The 16,488-nt window shown below is 59.8% G+C and carries 13 protein-coding genes; 6 read left to right on the plus strand and 7 right to left on the minus strand.

Annotated elements, in window-relative coordinates; translation table 11 throughout:
- Positions 1 to 46: 46 nt before the first annotated feature.
- Both AC6H1L_RS14455 and AC6H1L_RS14460 read right to left on the minus strand, forming a co-directional pair.
- Complete coding sequence (locus AC6H1L_RS14455; RefSeq protein WP_497598191.1) at positions 47 to 961, minus strand: ABC transporter ATP-binding protein; 915 nt, start codon at positions 959 to 961, stop codon at positions 47 to 49.
- A complete protein-coding gene (locus tag AC6H1L_RS14460) occupies positions 897 to 1,733 on the minus strand; it encodes a TetR/AcrR family transcriptional regulator (RefSeq protein ID WP_497598192.1) in 837 nt (278 codons plus the stop codon). The genes AC6H1L_RS14455 and AC6H1L_RS14460 overlap by 65 nt, the downstream gene beginning before the upstream one ends.
- Before the next feature lie 274 nt (positions 1,734 to 2,007).
- On the opposite strand from AC6H1L_RS14460, the gene AC6H1L_RS14465 reads away from it, so the two are divergent.
- Positions 2,008 to 4,167 carry a thioredoxin domain-containing protein gene (locus tag AC6H1L_RS14465; RefSeq protein ID WP_497598193.1) on the plus strand — a complete coding sequence of 720 codons (2,160 nt, stop codon included), beginning with the start codon at positions 2,008 to 2,010 and terminating at the stop codon, positions 4,165 to 4,167.
- Between the two features lie 204 nt (positions 4,168 to 4,371).
- Here AC6H1L_RS14465 and AC6H1L_RS14470 read toward each other — a convergent pair whose 3' ends face one another.
- Positions 4,372 to 5,091, minus strand: coding sequence for a universal stress protein (locus AC6H1L_RS14470; protein ID WP_497598194.1), 720 nt, complete (start codon positions 5,089 to 5,091; stop codon positions 4,372 to 4,374).
- A 1,056-nt stretch (positions 5,092 to 6,147) separates the two neighbouring features.
- Between AC6H1L_RS14470 and AC6H1L_RS14475 the strand changes: the two genes are divergently transcribed.
- Positions 6,148 to 6,852 (plus strand): RNA polymerase sigma factor, encoded by a 705-nt coding sequence (locus AC6H1L_RS14475; protein WP_497598195.1) that lies wholly within the window; start codon positions 6,148 to 6,150, stop codon positions 6,850 to 6,852.
- A gap of 215 nt (positions 6,853 to 7,067) precedes the next feature.
- Positions 7,068 to 7,832, plus strand: a complete 765-nt coding sequence (locus tag AC6H1L_RS14480; protein WP_497598196.1) for a zf-HC2 domain-containing protein — start codon at positions 7,068 to 7,070, stop codon at positions 7,830 to 7,832.
- Positions 7,833 to 8,130: 298 nt separating this feature from the next.
- Here AC6H1L_RS14480 and AC6H1L_RS14485 read toward each other — a convergent pair whose 3' ends face one another.
- Positions 8,131 to 8,709, minus strand: a complete 579-nt coding sequence (locus tag AC6H1L_RS14485) for a nitroreductase family protein (protein ID WP_497598197.1) — start codon at positions 8,707 to 8,709, stop codon at positions 8,131 to 8,133.
- Between the two features lie 300 nt (positions 8,710 to 9,009).
- Between AC6H1L_RS14485 and AC6H1L_RS14490 the strand changes: the two genes are divergently transcribed.
- Together AC6H1L_RS14490 and AC6H1L_RS14495 are read left to right on the plus strand one after the other, a co-directional pair.
- Complete coding sequence (locus AC6H1L_RS14490) at positions 9,010 to 9,921, plus strand: LLM class flavin-dependent oxidoreductase (protein ID WP_497598198.1); 912 nt, start codon at positions 9,010 to 9,012, stop codon at positions 9,919 to 9,921.
- Positions 9,922 to 10,128: 207 nt separating this feature from the next.
- The gene (locus AC6H1L_RS14495; RefSeq protein ID WP_497598199.1) at positions 10,129 to 11,034 is read left to right on the plus strand and encodes an LLM class flavin-dependent oxidoreductase; all 906 of its coding nucleotides are present in this window, start codon (positions 10,129 to 10,131) and stop codon (positions 11,032 to 11,034) included.
- Between the two features lie 186 nt (positions 11,035 to 11,220).
- Here AC6H1L_RS14495 and AC6H1L_RS14500 read toward each other — a convergent pair whose 3' ends face one another.
- The 3 genes from AC6H1L_RS14500 to AC6H1L_RS14510 all read right to left on the minus strand — a co-directional run bounded on the left by AC6H1L_RS14500 (position 11,221) and on the right by AC6H1L_RS14510 (position 14,677).
- Positions 11,221 to 12,525 carry an argininosuccinate synthase gene (locus tag AC6H1L_RS14500; protein WP_497598200.1) on the minus strand — a complete coding sequence of 435 codons (1,305 nt, stop codon included), beginning with the start codon at positions 12,523 to 12,525 and terminating at the stop codon, positions 11,221 to 11,223.
- A 4-nt stretch (positions 12,526 to 12,529) separates the two neighbouring features.
- Positions 12,530 to 13,978 carry an argininosuccinate lyase gene (gene argH / locus AC6H1L_RS14505; protein ID WP_497598201.1) on the minus strand — a complete coding sequence of 483 codons (1,449 nt, stop codon included), beginning with the start codon at positions 13,976 to 13,978 and terminating at the stop codon, positions 12,530 to 12,532.
- Positions 13,979 to 14,530: 552 nt separating this feature from the next.
- Positions 14,531 to 14,677: a hypothetical protein gene (locus AC6H1L_RS14510; protein ID WP_497598202.1), complete on the minus strand. Its 147-nt coding sequence runs from the start codon at positions 14,675 to 14,677 to the stop codon at positions 14,531 to 14,533.
- 773 nt (positions 14,678 to 15,450) lie between these two features.
- Between AC6H1L_RS14510 and AC6H1L_RS14515 the strand changes: the two genes are divergently transcribed.
- Entirely contained in the window at positions 15,451 to 16,413 is a 963-nt protein-coding gene (locus tag AC6H1L_RS14515) for a TIGR03560 family F420-dependent LLM class oxidoreductase (protein WP_497598203.1), read from the plus strand.
- Positions 16,414 to 16,488 lie beyond the last annotated feature (75 nt).

Raw genomic sequence — 16,488 nt, forward strand, 5'->3', positions numbered from 1 at the left:
CTCCCATCATTGGCCGCTGCCATGCGACCAGCAAGCAAGGCTTCACTTAACGACCAGCGGCGACCGGCTGGTCGACCTGATAGAAGCGCAAGAAGATCTCTTCGAGGCTCGGTTCCTGTGTAATGAGACTAAGCGCATCGTGGGCGGCGGCAGCCTTGATCACCGCCTGGAGATCGCCCTGAACGTCAAGATGCAGCTCGCGACCGTCGCGATTGAGCTGAACAGCGGTCACGCCCGGCAGGCCCTGGAACCACTCCGGCGAAGCTGGCCCGGGGAAGCTAATGACGACCGTCTGTTGACGCATCTGCTTGAGCCGGTTCACTTCATTCACCTCGACCAGGCGTCCCTCGCGGATAATGCCGACACGGCTGCAGGTCTGTTCAACCTCGGGCAGAATGTGAGACGAAAGGAAGACCGTGCGCCCCTCGCTCTGCACTTCACGCAGCATACGGTAAAACTCCTGCTGGTTGAGGGGATCAAGGCCGTTACTTGGCTCATCCAGAATGAGCAGTTGAGGGCGATGCATGAAAGCCTGGATCAGGCCCAGCTTCTGGCGGTTGCCGTGTGAATATTCGCGGAAGCGCTTACTGGGATCGAAATCCAGCCGCTCGCAGAGCTGCTGCACATAGGCCCGGTCGACGCCGCCGCGCAGATGGCCGAGGTAGGTGAGAATCTGGGCGCCCGTCAGCCTGGGATCAAAAGCGAACTCCGAGGGCAGGTAACCTACCAGCCGCTTGACAGCGGGAGCCTGCGCCCAGCAGTCCAGACCGGCGATGGTCGCGCGGCCCGCCGAGGGACGCAAGAAGCCCATCAAGGTGCGGATCGTGGTCGTTTTACCGGCCCCATTGGGTCCGAGGAAGCCAAAGATCTCGCCTTCCTCAATCTCAAAGGTCAGGTCAAGAATACCGCGGCTGCGGCCGTAATACTTCGTCAGACCGCTGGCTTGAATCAGAGCCGTCATGAGTGTTTCCTCCTGAAAAGCCTGGAATATATTGCTCCAGATAGGCGCGAATAGCCGCCACAAAGCCTGCAATATGCTCATTGACTGCGTGAGCCAAACGGCGGCGCCTTTCTGGGGGTAGTAGCTGCTGGCTTTCCAAAGACAGGCGGATAGCCTCGCCCAGATCCTGAGCCTGTTGCTCGAGTGGGAGGCGTTCTTCTTCTGGCCAGAGCGGGTCGAGCGTCATATAGCCCATAAAGAGGGCCGCTAGCATGTATTCTAAGCGCCTAAGGCTCAGATCCGAGCGCAACAAGCCCTCCGCCTGCATCTGTTCCAGGATGGCGTGAGCAAAAAGCACTTTGCGGCGAGCTATAGAATTCCCCTGCAGATAGTCATGCTGGGCCAATGAACCAAGCAGGCTAACATCGTTGGTGAGCAGTGCTTTCACCAGCGGACGCTGCTGGTAGAGCAGAAAGGCATAGGGAAAAAGCGTATGGAATGCGAAGCTATCAGCATGCTCGGCGATGTACTTCTGCAGCGATTCGATAACGGCCAGGGCCTCGCGCATAATCACCGACATAAAGAGGTCCTCGCGCGTCTTCCAGTGCAGATAGATGGTCCCTTTAGCGACCCCGGCCTCGCGCGCGATGTCGTCGATGGTCGTCTTATCGTACCCCCAACGCTCGATCAACCTGACGGCAGCGTCAAGGATGCGCTCGGCCCGAGCCTGGCGCTTCTGGGCAGAAGTTGGCGCCCTGCCGCGCCGTCGTGGCTGCTCTGCCTGGCCTGCCACTCCTCCTGGCCTCCTTTCTCTTCTTATCTTGACTAAATGACTAAATGAACTAAATTGGTCAAAAAATTCTGGATAAAGTATAGTCGGTGGTCACCAAAAAGTCAAGGGAGCTACCCTGGCGCTGAGAGTGAGAAGAGACTCTAGGCTGCAGAGGCCGGCGAGCTTATGGAGGCAGCGATCTCGCAACCCCACTCCCGATGTCGTACAATGGACATCTAAAGGAGAAAGCGGACTGTCCTTGAGAAGAAAAGCGAGCAAATGCTCGGGAGGCAACATGACAGAAGCAAGTGGCGCGCCGCGAGGCGCTCAGCATACCAATCGACTCATACACGAGACCAGTCCCTACCTGCTCCAGCATGCCCACAACCCGGTGGACTGGTACCCGTGGGGAGAGGAAGCCCTCAACAAAGCCAGGCAAGAAGACAAGCCTATCTTTCTCAGCATTGGCTACTCTGCCTGTCACTGGTGCCACGTCATGGAGCGCGAATCATTCGAAAACGAAGAGATCGCCGCCCTCATCAACCGTCACTTCGTGCCTATCAAAGTAGACCGCGAGGAGCGGCCCGATCTGGACGCCATCTACATGCAGGCCGTTCAAGCGCTCACTGGCCAGGGGGGCTGGCCCCTAAACGTCTTTCTCACGCCCGATGGCCGGCCCTTCTTTGGCGGAACCTACTTTCCGCCCGAAGATCGCCGCTATGGCGGGCAAGTGATGGCCGGGTTCCCGCGTGTCCTGCTGACCATTGCCGACGCCTATCAGAATCGGCGTCAGGAAGTCGAAGAGCAGGCCGAGCGCCTGGCCGAATACCTGCGTGAGCGCAGCGGGGCGCCCCTCTTACGTCGTAGCCAAGGGCAGCCTCTCCCACAGCTGGAACTGCTAGCCAACGCCGCACGCGAACTGGCCGCTGAATTTGACCCGGTCAACGGCGGCTTTGGCGGCGCTCCCAAGTTCCCCAACAGCATGGCGCTTGAGTTTTTGCTACGTGTCCACCTGCATCGCGCCGCCGGTGAGCTGCCAGCGGTGAAGGAGGGGGAGCGCTCGGAGCTGGCGATGGTTGAGCAGACTCTGCAGCGCATGGCCTGCGGTGGCATCTACGACCAGCTTGGTGGTGGCTTTCATCGCTACTCGGTTGACGCTCGCTGGCTGGTTCCGCATTTCGAAAAGATGCTCTACGATAACGCGCTGCTCAGTCGCCTCTACCTGCATGCCTATCTCATCACGGGCAAACCCTTCTACCGGCGCATCGCTGAAGAGACCCTTGACTACGTCAGGCGCGAGATGACGGCACCTGAAGGCGGCTTCTACTCGACCCAGGACGCCGATAGCGAGGGCGAGGAAGGCAAGTTCTATCTCTGGCAAGCCGAAGAGATCGCGCGCCTGTTGCCGGGCGAGGATGGCGCTTTGTTCATGGCCTGGTACGGCGTGACCCCGCGCGGCAACTTCGAAGGCAAGAACATTCTCCATGTCCCTGAACCGGATGCCCAGCGCGTGGCCGAGCGGCTGGGGGTCAGCCGCGAGCGCCTTGAACAAGCCCTGGAGCGAGGGCGGGCCGTGCTGCTAGCCGCCCGTGAGCAGCGCGTGAAGCCGGGGCGCGATGAGAAAGTTCTGACAGCCTGGAATGGGCTGATGCTCCGCAGCTTCGCCGAAGCCGCGCGCTATCTAGGACGCAGCGATTATCTGCAAGTAGCCGAGCGTAACGCCGCTTTTCTGCTGACGGCGCTGCGCAAGGACGGACGCCTGCAGCGCACCTGGAAAGACGGACGGGCCCATCTGGCCGGCTATCTAGAGGACTATGCCTTTCTGGCAGATGGCTTGCTCGCCCTCTACGAAGCCAGCTTCAACTTGCATTGGTTCAGTGAGGCCCGGACCTTAATGGAGGAGGCCCTCCGTCTCTTTGCCGATCCTGCAAATGGCGGCTTCTTCGATACTGGCAGCGATCAGGAGGCCCTGGTGTGTCGGCCAAAAGAGATCATGGACAACGCCACGCCGGCGGGTAATAGCGTCGCCACGGAAGTGCTCCTACGTTTGGCGGCCTTCACAGGAGAAGAGCGCTATCGCCAGGTAGCAGAGAGCTATCTACAAGCACTGGCCGACATCATGACGCAGCATCCCCACGCCTTTGGGCATATCCTGGGTGCGCTCGACTTTGCTCTCTCGCCTGGACGTGAGATCGCCATCATTGGCGAGCCCCAGAGTGAGGAGACCGCCGCGCTGCTCAGCGTCGTGAACCGCCGCTACCGACCCAATAGTGTGCTGGCCTGCGTCGCGCCTGGCGCCGAACAGGAACGCGCTGCGGCGCTCATCCCGCTTGTGGCTGAGCGGCCCCAGCAAGATCGGCGAGCGACGGCCTATGTCTGCCAGCATTTTGCCTGCCAGGCCCCGGTAACCTCTCCCGAAGCCTTGCAGCAGCAGCTTGGGGACCTGGACCGCTAGGCGATCTGTTTGTCTAGCGCTCGTCTCGGCCTTGGGAGCGGGCGGAAGAGCCAGACAAAGCACTGCGGATCGGCGTCCCTTTGCCCTGCTGATCCGCAGTGCCTGGGGCACAAACTGGCAAATCCCGCGATGTGAAGGGGACAAAGAGACCAGCGTCGAGGAGGGGAGAGGAGCGCTGGCCTCGGCGAGAAGGGGCGCTCGGCGCTAGTCATTGACATAGCGCAGTTGACCTTTCACCTCATGACGGCAGAGCCTGCCGCTCTTCACAAGGTGCTCAAGTGCCAGGGTGGCCGCGGCGATCTCTTTCCGCCCGGCCTTCTTTTTGTTGGCTGGCAAGAACATTGTAGCCACCTCCTGGGGGGTGAAGACAGCGAGAGAGCCGGTGTGCTCCTCCAGATAAGCGGTCAGGGCCTTGCGATACCACGCGACCAGATCGCCTGGATGGGTAATCGGCGGCGCCATCACAATCATCACTGGACAGGGGGCCAGTGCCAGTACGCGGCGGGAGATACTGCCGACCAGGAAGCGACGCAGTTTATGGCGCAGGCCCTCGCCACGACTGCCCACAACAATCAGGTCAACCCCCAGCTCACGCGCGGCCCTGGCGATCTCCCCAGCCGGCTCACCGACGCGAATCATCATCTCAATACGCTCGGAGGAGATGGCATATTTCTGGAATTCAAGGCGGGCGCGCTTGAGCACCTCTTCGGCTTCGCTACGCTGATCGGCGGTGATAGGCAGGGGCTGGATTTGACCAACATACATGCCAAGCGAAGGAGAAGCAGTATAGGGGATGGGGATGACCGTCAGGAGAATCAAATGGAAGGAAGGAACCTGCCCAACCAGCTCACTAACTTTCGTAATAGCGTGCCTGGTGGCCGGAGAGATCGCGGGATCGATACCAAGCAAGATATGCCTGTTCATGGCTACCGTACTCCCGAAGCTCGCCCGAAGATGGCCACCCCATCTTTCGGGTGCAGTTTTTCTCACTCAGCGGGGATCTGCGGCCCGGGCATCCACTGCCGGGTCAGGCTGACACTGCGTGTCTCACCAGTGCAGCTCTCTATGCGAGGACAGGGGACTGAGAGCGCTCTACCTGATGCTCACTGCCACCTCCTGGCGGGCTGAGTGCTTCGCCTGCCTACTGCCCCGACTGGCTAGCTAACTAGCTAGCTGCTACTACTACCGCTGGCTGCAAGGCCCCTCTCTGCTCTCTTCCCTCTGTGCCGTGTTTGTGCCTCATGCGCCTCATGTATGTGGTCCTTTTTCCTCCCGGCGACCAGTCTTCTGGTTGGGAGCGCTTCTGCGCGCCCTATCAGGGGGCAAGCGAAGCTGGAGATACTCAACTGACGTCCACGAGCAGACTAATCAAGCGACGGATGCTAGCGGTTCAGATGAGTCAGCGCTAGAGTACCCTGAGCTTGGATCGGAGGGCGGGAAGCCAGACAAGCAGGCAAGAAGGCAGCGCGCCTGTGGTTCCATCCTCCCTGGCGCTATTCGCATCTGTCTGCTCTCACCCCACCGTTGATTTGTGCAGTAGTTCACACTGAGCTGGTTAGCTGCGACATAGCCTGTCCTGAGCAGGGACCGTACACTCTCTATACGATAGTATAGCTGTTTTTTGAAGGAGCCACAAGAGCCTCAAGTCGCTTCTACAGCAGAGTTCAGGCCCTTCAGGTAACTGAATCCTGTTAGGGTGGGGCCTCTGCACGGAGCGAGGTTGACGAACTGGGCCGGGGGAGGCCCAGTTGCTTGCCCAGCCTTCCGATGCTCTTCCCTTCGCCTGCTCTCTGCGGTAGGCGAGGGAGAGCCTGTCATTATACATCTATAATCCCACTATGTACGGATAAAAAATTGGAGATTGGCGAGTCGGCAACGTCTAACTGACTATGGATGTGTTATAGCCCTGCGAGCGAGCAGGAGGAAAAGAGCATCTCCGTGTAAGCGAAGGCATTGAAGGAAGAAAGCAGGTTGAAAGCGATGGGCGTGCAGACAGAGCAACTCTTAAATGTCCTGGAGCTAGCCCAGCCGGATGAGGGTGAGGCTGGGGGAGCCGAAGCGATGAGCGAGAGAGAAGCCGAGCGACGGAACGAGGCGGAACGCTCTGGGCTGGAGATCTTCCAACGTGCCATTATGGGAGGCGACCAGCAGGCCTGGGCGCTGCTTCAAAGCCAGTTCTCCGAGCTAGTCCGTGCCTGGATGCGCCGACATCCGAAACGCGAGATTGCCATGCGTCTGGATAGCGAAGAGAACTATATTGCCCAGGCTTTTGAGCGGTTCTGGCAGGCGACCGCCTGCAAACAGGATCTCCAGTTTACTTCCCTGGCGGCTGCCCTGAGCTACCTGCGGGCCAGCCTGAACGGGGCCATCATGGATACCCTGCGCATGTATGCCCGACCGCGGGAGGCCTATCTCTCAGAGCCAGGCTACGAGGGGGCATCGGCTAGTGAAGATCGGGACGAAGATGGCGAGCTTTGGGAGGCGCTCAAGAGTCTACTGCCTCAACAGCGAGAACGCTACCTGGCCTATCTGCTCTTCTATTGTGGTCTCAAGCCACGCGAGGTCGTCCGCTATTGCTCGGGCGAATTCCACAGTGTCCAAGAAGTCTATCGCCTAAGACGCAACATTATCGAGCGTCTGGCTCGCAATATTGATCAGTTGCTTTGGAAGCTGAGCGTTCGTTAGCTGTTTCTTCCCCTGGTAGCCTGGTCACACACGGTCTCTTTGTCCCTTATCAGGGTAGCGAGAAGACAGCAGAAGGTGGCTGAAGAACGCCATGCGTAAAAAGCAGCACCTGAAACGTTGATTTAGCGAAAGGAGAATCCTCAAAGGAGGAAAGGCCTGCCTCCGTTCAGGCGTTATTGCATGCCATGCTGCCAGGTGAAGGAAATAGCGAGACGATGGATTGCCAGGATCGATTTGCCCCTGGAACTGAGGAGCTGATCTTGCTGGCCTTTGGCGAGGGAGAGCTAGCGCCCGAAATTGTGCGCCACTTGCACGCATGCATGGTCTGTCAGCAGCGACTCAGGCAGTTGAAACAGCTTTATCTCTCCTTGCTGACCAAGCTCTATAGAAGTCAGTGCCCTGATGGTCTGCGCCTCAGTCTCTATTGCGCCGGTCTTCTTGACCAGCAAGAGCAACAGCAAATTGAGGCCCATGTAAGAGCATGTCCGCTTTGCGCCGAAGAAGCCGCGTTCTCCAGGCGCTTCCTGGCTGATCCTTTGCTACCCGCTGCGTCGACATCCCTTTGCCTTCGACGAGCGCCCACACGCAGCGGGTGGCAGGCGCACCTGATTTGGCATAAGGAGCCTGGATCAGCCCGCTGGCCGCGCCTCTACCGCAGTGAGGAGTGTGAGCTTGTGCTCTCTATCTCATACGTGGCTCCGGGGCGTTGCGCGCTCTACGGCCTGCTCAGCCGTGTCGATTCCGGGCTTGATAGCTTGGCTTTCGAGGGCGCGCAGGCCGAGCTGCTCTCGTTAGAGAAAGGCGAAAGAAAACGCCTGGCTGCTAGCAACGGTCGACCGCTGCTGACCACCAGGATTGACAGAGATGGCAAGCTGCTCTTTTCCTCGGTTTCCCCTGGACGCTATACGCTCCTTTTGCATCTATCTACAGGTGACCTGGTCATTGAAGAGCTACACATCGACATGTGTGAAGTAGTTTAAGGGGAAACGAGTCGCCAGGAGTAGACAAAGCAAGCCGAGCGCCGGCCTGGATCTGGAGCCCAGCCCGGGCGAACCTGTCATTCTCGCTCCCCAAGCCGGCGCTGATGGGTGCGCAGATCGGATAGCGTCCTCCGTCGGGACAGAGGTTGACTAGCGAGCGAGCGCGGTGAGCGGCGGGTAGATCGAGCAGAATGGGCGCCGCTGTTGGCTGCTCAGCCTGGCTTCTCTGGACCGATCGGGCTGTGTTGGCCCTGTGGACATGGGCAGCGAGACGGGAGACCTGGCTCACTGTCCTATTCTAGTCCAGTTCTCCCAGCCAGCGCGTCTTATGCCGATAATCGGTTGGTATACGCTCTGGGGGCGAGAGGGCCGGGTAGCCGACGTACAGAAAAGCGACGATCTCATCCTCGGGTGCCAGGCCGAGCCAGGCTTTGACATGAGGATCATAGGCCGCTTCGCCGGTACGCCACATAGTTGCCAGTCCCAGCCCCTCGGCGGTCAAGAGCATATTTTGAACGGCGGCGGCCACTGCCTCGACATTTTCAATGGCTCGCACTTCGGGACGCTGGGGGGCCTCGGCTGCTACCACGATGACCACAGGAGCGCGCAGCGGTTTCTGACGCTCCTTTTCGATCAGGGCCTGAGTCTTCTCGTCACGTTCCTGGCCCAGGCGCAGGGCCAGCGCCTGCGCCATGACCTCCCCTAGCTCCTGACGCGCCGCGCCACTAAAAACGATGAATTTCCAGGGTTCTACTCTATGATGATTAGGGGCGTGCGTCGCCGCCTCCAGCATGCGCTCAATCTGGTCCCGCGTCGGACGGCGCTCGCTCATCTTGCTGATGCTGCGCCGTCGGCGGATTGCTTCAAACACCAGCATGTGGATGTTCACCCTTATGGAGTGCGATGATGATGTTCCGTATACTATACCTTATGCAGCCCTGTTACTCAAGGAGGACTTTCGGTCTCAAGCGGCCTGACAGGCTGTGGCAGCTACCTTGCTTTTCTTTCTTTAGATTGCCTGCTCCCTAAGAGAGGAGCGCCAGAGCCGCCAGGTGCCTGCGGCTCCCCTGAGCACGTCCGGTGAGAGCCCCTGACTAGCGCCTGTGCCTTGTCGCCCTGCTCGCCGCGGGGGTACAATGGAGACAAAGAGAGAGAAGGACGTGAGCGAAGGCGAGCCATGAAAAGAGAGATCCGCTTTGGCTGGGTTCTCAACGCCGGACCGACGCGCGGTATGGAGGCGAGCCGTTTTCTGGCAATCTCGCGCCAACAGATTGCACTGGTAGGCGAACAGATTGATTCTCTCTGGTTCACCGATCATCTGCAGTTTGGCAGCTCGCCTGTACTGGAGGGCTGGACAGCTCTCACCTATATTGCTGCCCTCTACCCGCACTATCGCATTGGCCACATGGTCCTCTGCCAGTCCTTTCGCAATCCAGCGCTTCTGGCCAAGATGGCGGCTACCTTACAGTACCTTAGCGGAGGGCGCTTGTTGCTGGGCATTGGCGCGGGCTGGCATGAAGAAGAGTATCGCGCCTACAACTACCCCTTTCCTGAGCCACGTGCTCGCATTGAGCAGCTTGAAGAGACGCTTCAGATTGTCAGAGCACTTTGGAGCGAAGAGCAAGTGACTTTTGAGGGGCGTCATTATCATGTTCACGAGGCCTATTGCGAGCCTAAGCCGGAACCGAAGCCACCCATCATTGTTGGTGGCCTCGGTACGCGCCTGCTTCATAGCGTAGCTCGCTATGCTGATGGCTGGAATGCCGCCTGGATTAAGCCCGATGCCTATCGTGAGCGGCTCACCATCTTCGAGAGCGCTTGTCGCCAACTCGGGCGTGATCCCGCTCAGGTTGAACGTAGCTGGTTTGGGCGCTGCATCTGTGTCCCTTCCGCCGAGGAAGCGGCCAGGCTGCAGGGCAGGGGGCTGCTCGGAACCCCGGACCAAATTGCCGAGCAGCTTCAGGCCTATATCGATCTGGGCATCACTTCCTTTATGCTGGGAAGCTGGGAGCTAGAGGATCTGCAAACCGTTGAACTGCTGGCGCACCAGGTGCTACCGCGCTTCCGTCCGGGCACCAGCGCCGCGTGAACCGTAAGCACCGACACTGCTTGCTTGCTGCTTTGCAGGGCAGAATCAGCCAACGCTCGCCTACCTGTGAGTAGTGAGTAACCAGGGGGCCTGCTCTCCTGGCCTTGTCCTGGCCCTGTCGTCAGGCCAGGCACAAGCAAGCAAGTAAGAACACTGCGGGTTAGCGAGCAGACAAGCAGACAAATGAGCGCAAAAGGAGCAAGGCCAATGGCGATGCCGACGAATCCACGGCTGCCTCTCCTCTTCGGTGCGAATGTCGATCCGACGGCGGACGATCCACGCTGGCCATTGGAACTGACACGCGCTGTTGAAGAGGCGGGTCTAGATCTCATTGGCATTCAAGATCACCCATACAATGCGGGCTTCCTGGACACCTGGACCCTCATCGCCACACTGGCGCAGGCCACGCAGCGTGTGCGCTTCTTCCCCAACGTTGCCAATCTGCCGTTACGGCCCCCGCTAATGCTCGCGAAAGCCGTGGCTACGCTGGACGTTCTCAGTAACGGTCGCATTGAACTAGGGCTAGGGGCTGGTGCTTTCGCCGATGGTATTGTGGCAATGGGGGGACCGCGGCGCAGCGCCGGCGAAGCGGTCGCCGCCCTGGAGGAAGCGGTGCAATTGATCCGCCGCTTCTGGAGCGGTGAGCGTAGCATCCGCTTTGAAGGACGCTACTACAGCGCCCAGGGAACACATCCCGGCCCGCGTCCCACTCACCCGATTGGCATCTGGCTTGGCGCTTATCGTCCACGTATGCTGCGCCTCACCGGGCGCCTTGCCGATGGCTGGATTCCCAGCAGCACCTATGCCGCGCCGGAGCAGCTACCTGCCATGCAGCGTCAGATCGATGAAGCCGCTCAGCAGGCGGGGCGTCCAGCGCAGGCTATCCGGCGCATCTACAACATCATCGGCCAGATCACCCCTGGCGGCCCTGGCTGGGAGCGTGGCACCTTCCGCGGCAGCGCTCAGGACTGGATTAACGAGCTGACGCGACTGGCGCACGAAGTAGGTCTGGATACCTTTATCTACTGGCCACTGGAGGATCGCCTGCGCCAAATCCAGCGCTTCGCCGCCGAAGTCGTTCCCGGGGTTCGGGCCGCCCTCGGGAGGCTCTGACTCGGCCCGACTGGCTATCTGGGCTCTCCCGCCCGCCAGCTAGCGAGCCAGCCAGGCAGACGATATCGACAGCCGCAAAGCAACGCGACCAGAGAAAGCAGGGCTTAAACGGCTTGCCTGCGTGCTTGATGGACTGAAGCGCGCCGGCTGCCCGCTACTCTGGCCGCGTCTGGACTGTCTAGAGGCTCACCTCTGGGCTTCTGATGGCGGATGAGCAGGCCCTTTCTCCAAGAGATTGCCTTCAACGCCCTTGAGCAGATTTCCCTCGATGCCCAGGGAGGGCAAGAGCTGAGCCTGTGCCTGAGTTTGCAGCGGCAGCCCCCAGAGCTTAATGAAGCCCACTGCGGCCTGATGATCGAACTGATCGCCCGTATCATAAGTCGCCAGACTGTGGCTATAGAGCGAATGCTCAGACTGGCGTCCAACTACAGCAAACTGGCCCGGTGCCAACTTCACGCGTACCTTCCCGCTCACAAAACGCTGTGTGCTCTGCACATAGGCCGCCAGATCCTGATGCAAGGCACTATACCACTGCCCGTTATAGATCAGACGCGCATATTCCGCCGACACCAGCTCCTTAAAGCGCAATTGATCTCGGCTGAGCGTCAAGCTCTCCAGAGCCTTATGAGCGGCGTGCAGCACCACCGCCGCGGGGGCCTCATAGATCTCGCGTGACTTAATGCCCACTAAACGATTCTCCACGTGATCGATACGCCCAATGCCATACTTACCGGCCAGGCGATTGAGCGTCTCGATCAACGTCACCCCGTCGGTCTCCTCGCCGTTGAGCGCCACCGGGATACCCTGTTCAAAGGTCAACTCGATATAGGTAGGCTCAGGGATAGGTGGCCCACCAGGGCGCCCGAACAGCCAGGGACTGACCGTCCAGGCGTAGACGTCCTCCGGAGGCTCCTGCCAGGGATCTTCGAGCACGCCACACTCAATACTGCGTCCCCAGAGATTCTGATCAATCGAATAGGGGCTAGCATTCGTCACCGGAATAGGAATATTGTGCTCGGCAGCGTAGGCGATCTCGCTGTCGCGCGTCATGCCCCATTCGCGCACCGGCGCAATAATCTTCAGATCAGGAGCCAGCGTCGCGATCGAGACATCAAAGCGCACCTGATCATTACCCTTGCCGGTGCAGCCGTGAGCCACAGCCACCGCCCCCTCAGCGCGGGCCACCTCCACGAGCAGGCGGGCGATCAAAGGGCGAGCCAGGGCGGTGGCCAAAGGATACTGACCCTCATAGATTGCCCCTGCCTGCAGAGCCGGCCAGACAAAATAGCGAACGAAATCGGCGCGCGCGTCCACCACGATCGCTTTCACAGCACCGATCTGTTCCGCGCGGCGCGCAATGCTTTGCAAATCGCGATCATTGCCGACATCGATGGTCAGCGCGATCACATCCAGATCATATTTTTCCTTAATCCAGCGGATCGCCACAGAGGTATCGAGGCCGCCAGAATAAGCGAGAACCGCAGTAGCCATCAGCTTAAGCCTCCCCATGCTCAGACTGAATCCTGCCCTGCGCCGACGCGGGGCGAGCCTGGTCGGTCTGTTCTGACCCGATCAGGCGCTGGATAGCCTTCTCAAAAGCCGCTGCCCGCTCCTGCCAGGCTGCCCGCGCGGCGGCCAGCCGCTGAGCCACCTGCTCCAGACCGAGGTTGCCTGCGCCGCCCAGGTGATTGCGCGTCTTGAGGCGCTCGACCAACTGCTCACGGTTCTCCGTTGGCAGCGGCTCATGGCGGTCAAGTCGCGCCGTTACCTCGGCCCCAACAATACGGTAGGCATCGCGGAACGGCAGATGAGCGGTGCGGGTTAGCTCGTAGGCGCGATCGGCGGCGAAGAGTTCAAACGTACAGGCGGCGACCAGGCGGTCAACATTCACCTCCAGCGACCCCACCACCAGCGTACAGATCTCCAGGCACTCGCGCACCACATCCAGCGCTTCCATAAAGGGGCGCTTGGTCTCCTGATAGTCCATATTGTAGCCCGAGGGGAGACCCGTGACAATGCCCAGAATCTGCTGTTGCAAAGCCAGCACCGTCTGCGTACGGGCGCGTACCAGCTCCATCACGCCTAGATTGCGCTTCTGGGGCATAATGCTGCTGCCCGTACAAAGCTCCTGTGGCACGTGGAAGAAGCCGTATTCTGCTGTTGTGAAGAGCAGAATATCCTGAGCGAGTTTGCTCAAATCAAGCATGATCTGAGCAAGCGCCTGAACAATGGCTGCCTCCACCTTGCCTCGGCTGTTCTGAACATAGATCACATTGTTCTGCACGCGCGCGAAGCCGAGCAGCTCGGCAGTATACTGGCGATCGATGGCGATCGGAACGCCGTAGCCAGCAGCGGAACCAAGCGGCGACTGGTCATTCAGACAGTAAGCCGTACTTAAGAGCAGCTCATCGTCAAGCAAGGCCTCAGCGAAAGCGCCAGCCCACAGGCCCACCGACGAAAGCATAGCCCGCTGCATATGGGTATAACCCGGCATCGGCACATCGGCGTGAGCCGCGGCGAAACGCTGCAACGTTTCCACCAGCGTCAGCAACGAACTGGCGATGCCGTGTAGCTGCTCCTTGGCGTAGAGGCGCAGGTCAACCAGCACCTGATCATTGCGCGAGCGGGCCATATGGATCTTTTTGCCCGCAGCTCCAGCTACCTCAATCAGATAATTTTCGACGCGCGTATGGACATCTTCATCGCTGGGGGTGATCGTAAACTGGCCGCTTTCGGCCAGGCGAAGGATGTCACACAGAGCCTCTTTCAAGGCCCTGTGCTCATCCTCACTCAGAACACCGATCCTGGTAAGCATGGCTGCATGCGCCAGTGATCCCCAGACATCATGGCGCACCAGGCGCATATCGAGAGCGCTATTCTGCGCCGCCTCGAAGCGCTCGACCTGTTCATTCACGCGGTAGGTTTTCTGCCAGAGTTTAGGCATTGATCAGACTCCTCCCACGGGACTGAGTCCCAGATTCTGGTTGCGGCGCGCAATCAGCTCATAAGGCGGACCGCGCATATGGGCCACAGCGGCGCACTCCTTCTGGTTGAAGCTGGCGCTTTTGATCGAGCGCAGGTCGGGGAAGAAGAGGCCACCCTCTGCCTTGCGCGCTACGATAGGGAATGACGTACTGAGAAGGAGCGAACAGGCATCAAAAAACCCTCGCCCCTTCCTGTCCTGGGAACCTGAAGGGACGAGAGTAGGACGAAGGCGAGACCGGCTAGCTCAGGCTGAGGACTCGCTTGCACCTACGCCCGTGGTGCCACCCTTATTGTCACCAGTCGCTGCCGCGCACCTGAGAAGACAAGAGACCAGCTCTCTTCTCAGGAACGCTCCTCACACCACTGGGAGGAGCATGCACGGTGACCACTCTTTGTGGTGATTGCGCTGCGTGGGAACCACCCACCTGATCCTACTTGCCCGTGATATGCGCCCTGTGTTTTCTTACTTACTTACAACGCTGGCCTTTCTGGAAGGCCCCTGCAGCCTGTCTCAGACCACGCGGGCAAGCCACAACGGCATATCACGAACTTTCTTCGGCCAGCCGCTCACGAAGGCGTTCCAGAGGGCGTATCCTTCCGAACTCTCACCAGCCATCGGATCGCTGTAGGCCGTTTCCTCTGTACTCTGTTCGCTCAACGCGGGACAGCTCTCAGCAAGCCCGTATTCGCTTGTCGCTTGTGCGGCCTAAGCACCTGTCCTGGTGGACTGAGGGCCTCTCTCGGCTTCTTGCCCGACTATCTGAGGCCTCTCATTGGCCAGGGGTGGGGCCGCGGTGTTTTCCTGCTGATGAAAAAGAGCGATACCTGCAAGCGGTGATCTGCCCTGCAGGCCTATCTTTTTTCTGCATTAGTATATTGTAGATTGCGGCAAGTGAGGCGAACTCTCGCCAGATCAGCTCTGAGCGCCAGCAAGGAGCGATTGCGCAGAAAACAGCGCAGAGGAGCTAGCTCATGCCAGGCCGCGAGCTCCTGGCAGCTTTCGAGGTGGAAGATACTTCGCTGTCGTCTTCCTCCGCTGCCTTGGGCTGGGGCTTCCCCTGCCCTCCTTTTCGCTCTTGATGCTAGCTGTTATTCCCATAGGCGAGACACTCTGCTGAGAGTATTATACAGAGATGGTCGGGCTTGAGCAAGTTGGCGTCTGGCAGGCATGGGACTGCTGAACCCTCTTTGCCCTGCTGGAGTCACTGAACAGTGCCACTGCGGCCTGCTCGTTGCCGGGGGGGCCGCGCCAGGCGCTCTTTCGAGCGAGACCCAGGGGCCACGGCCTGAGCGGCAGGACGCTGCCGGCGCTTGTGTCCTGGAGAGCGGTGTGTCATACTGGTAGCAGAGATGGCGGGGTCTTCGTGTCTATGGTGTAGGCGACCCTGCCGAGAGAGACAGCTCAGTCAAGAGAGGGAGAAGTATTGCGCGATGGTCGCTATTTCCATTCAGATCGAAGGGCAGACAGGCCTCACCTGGTCCCGCTGGAAACGCCTGGTTGAGGCCATTGAAGGGCTGGGCTACGCAGGCCTCTTCCGCTCCGATCACTTCACCGATCCAGTGCCGCCCGACCGCGAGGCTCTGGAAACAATTGTCTCCCTGGCCTACGCCGCCGACCACACCCAGCGCGTCCATTTTGGTCCACTTGTCTCGCCGATCTCCTTTCACCATCCCGTGATGCTAACGCGCCAGGCGATCGCCCTCGACGATCTGAGTGGGGGCCGCTTCATCTTCGGGGTTGGAGCTGGCTGGCAAGAGCGAGAACACGCCATGTTCGGGCTAAACCTGGGCGACATGCGCACACGCATGGCGCGATTTGCCGAGGCGCTGGAGGTGATCAATCTCCTGCTGCGCTCCGAGCAGCCAGTGACCTTTCAAGGCCAATTCTACCAGCTACGCGAGGCGCAACTCCTGCCCCGTCCACAGCGCCCCGGCGGGCCGCCAATCATGATCGGGGGTGGTGGACGCAAACGCACCCTGCCTCTGGCGGCGCGCTATGCCGACATCTGGAACGCTGGCTTTCTCACCCCCGAACAGTTTCGCGACCTTTCGGCCTTCCTTGATCAGTTGCTGCAAGAGGCAGGGCGCCCGCCTGCCAGCGTTCAGCGCACCATGATGACCTCGCTCTTCTTCGGACGTACGCGCGAAGATCTCTATCAGCGCCTTGACTGGTGGCGTCACTATGATCCCAGCTACGCGCCCCTCTCCTCACAAGAAATCCTGGATCGCGTGCTGGCCCAGAATCGCACCATTGTCGGCACACCCGACATGGCCATTGCCCAGATCAGGCGCTACGGCGAGGCCGGTGTCCAAGAGCTAATGCTCCAGTGGTTCTATCTCGACGACATTGATGGCCTGCGCGACTTCGCCGAGACAGTGCTACCCCATGTCTAACCTACAGACGCATCCACAAAACAGAAGGATGGGACCACGCGTCACGGGTCCCATCCTCTCCTCCCTTACAGGCTG

It is taken from the genome of Thermogemmatispora argillosa (assembly GCF_059696725.1).

Bases quoted from the DNA above. Each gene is read 5' to 3' on its own strand.
- AC6H1L_RS14490 (WP_497598198.1), top strand. From the start codon at position 9,010: ATGAAAAGAGAGATCCGCTTTGGCTGGGTTCTCAACGCCGGACCGACG.
- AC6H1L_RS14515 (WP_497598203.1), top strand. From the start codon at position 15,451: ATGGTCGCTATTTCCATTCAGATCGAAGGGCAGACAGGCCTCACCTGG.
- argH (WP_497598201.1), bottom strand. From the start codon at position 13,978: ATGCCTAAACTCTGGCAGAAAACCTACCGCGTGAATGAACAGGTCGAG.
- AC6H1L_RS14500 (WP_497598200.1), bottom strand. From the start codon at position 12,525: ATGGCTACTGCGGTTCTCGCTTATTCTGGCGGCCTCGATACCTCTGTG.
- AC6H1L_RS14485 (WP_497598197.1), bottom strand. From the start codon at position 8,709: ATGCTGGTGTTTGAAGCAATCCGCCGACGGCGCAGCATCAGCAAGATG.
- AC6H1L_RS14495 (WP_497598199.1), top strand. From the start codon at position 10,129: ATGGCGATGCCGACGAATCCACGGCTGCCTCTCCTCTTCGGTGCGAAT.
- AC6H1L_RS14470 (WP_497598194.1), bottom strand. From the start codon at position 5,091: ATGAACAGGCATATCTTGCTTGGTATCGATCCCGCGATCTCTCCGGCC.
- AC6H1L_RS14475 (WP_497598195.1), top strand. From the start codon at position 6,148: ATGGGCGTGCAGACAGAGCAACTCTTAAATGTCCTGGAGCTAGCCCAG.
- AC6H1L_RS14465 (WP_497598193.1), top strand. From the start codon at position 2,008: ATGACAGAAGCAAGTGGCGCGCCGCGAGGCGCTCAGCATACCAATCGA.
- AC6H1L_RS14480 (WP_497598196.1), top strand. From the start codon at position 7,068: ATGGATTGCCAGGATCGATTTGCCCCTGGAACTGAGGAGCTGATCTTG.
- AC6H1L_RS14455 (WP_497598191.1), bottom strand. From the start codon at position 961: ATGACGGCTCTGATTCAAGCCAGCGGTCTGACGAAGTATTACGGCCGC.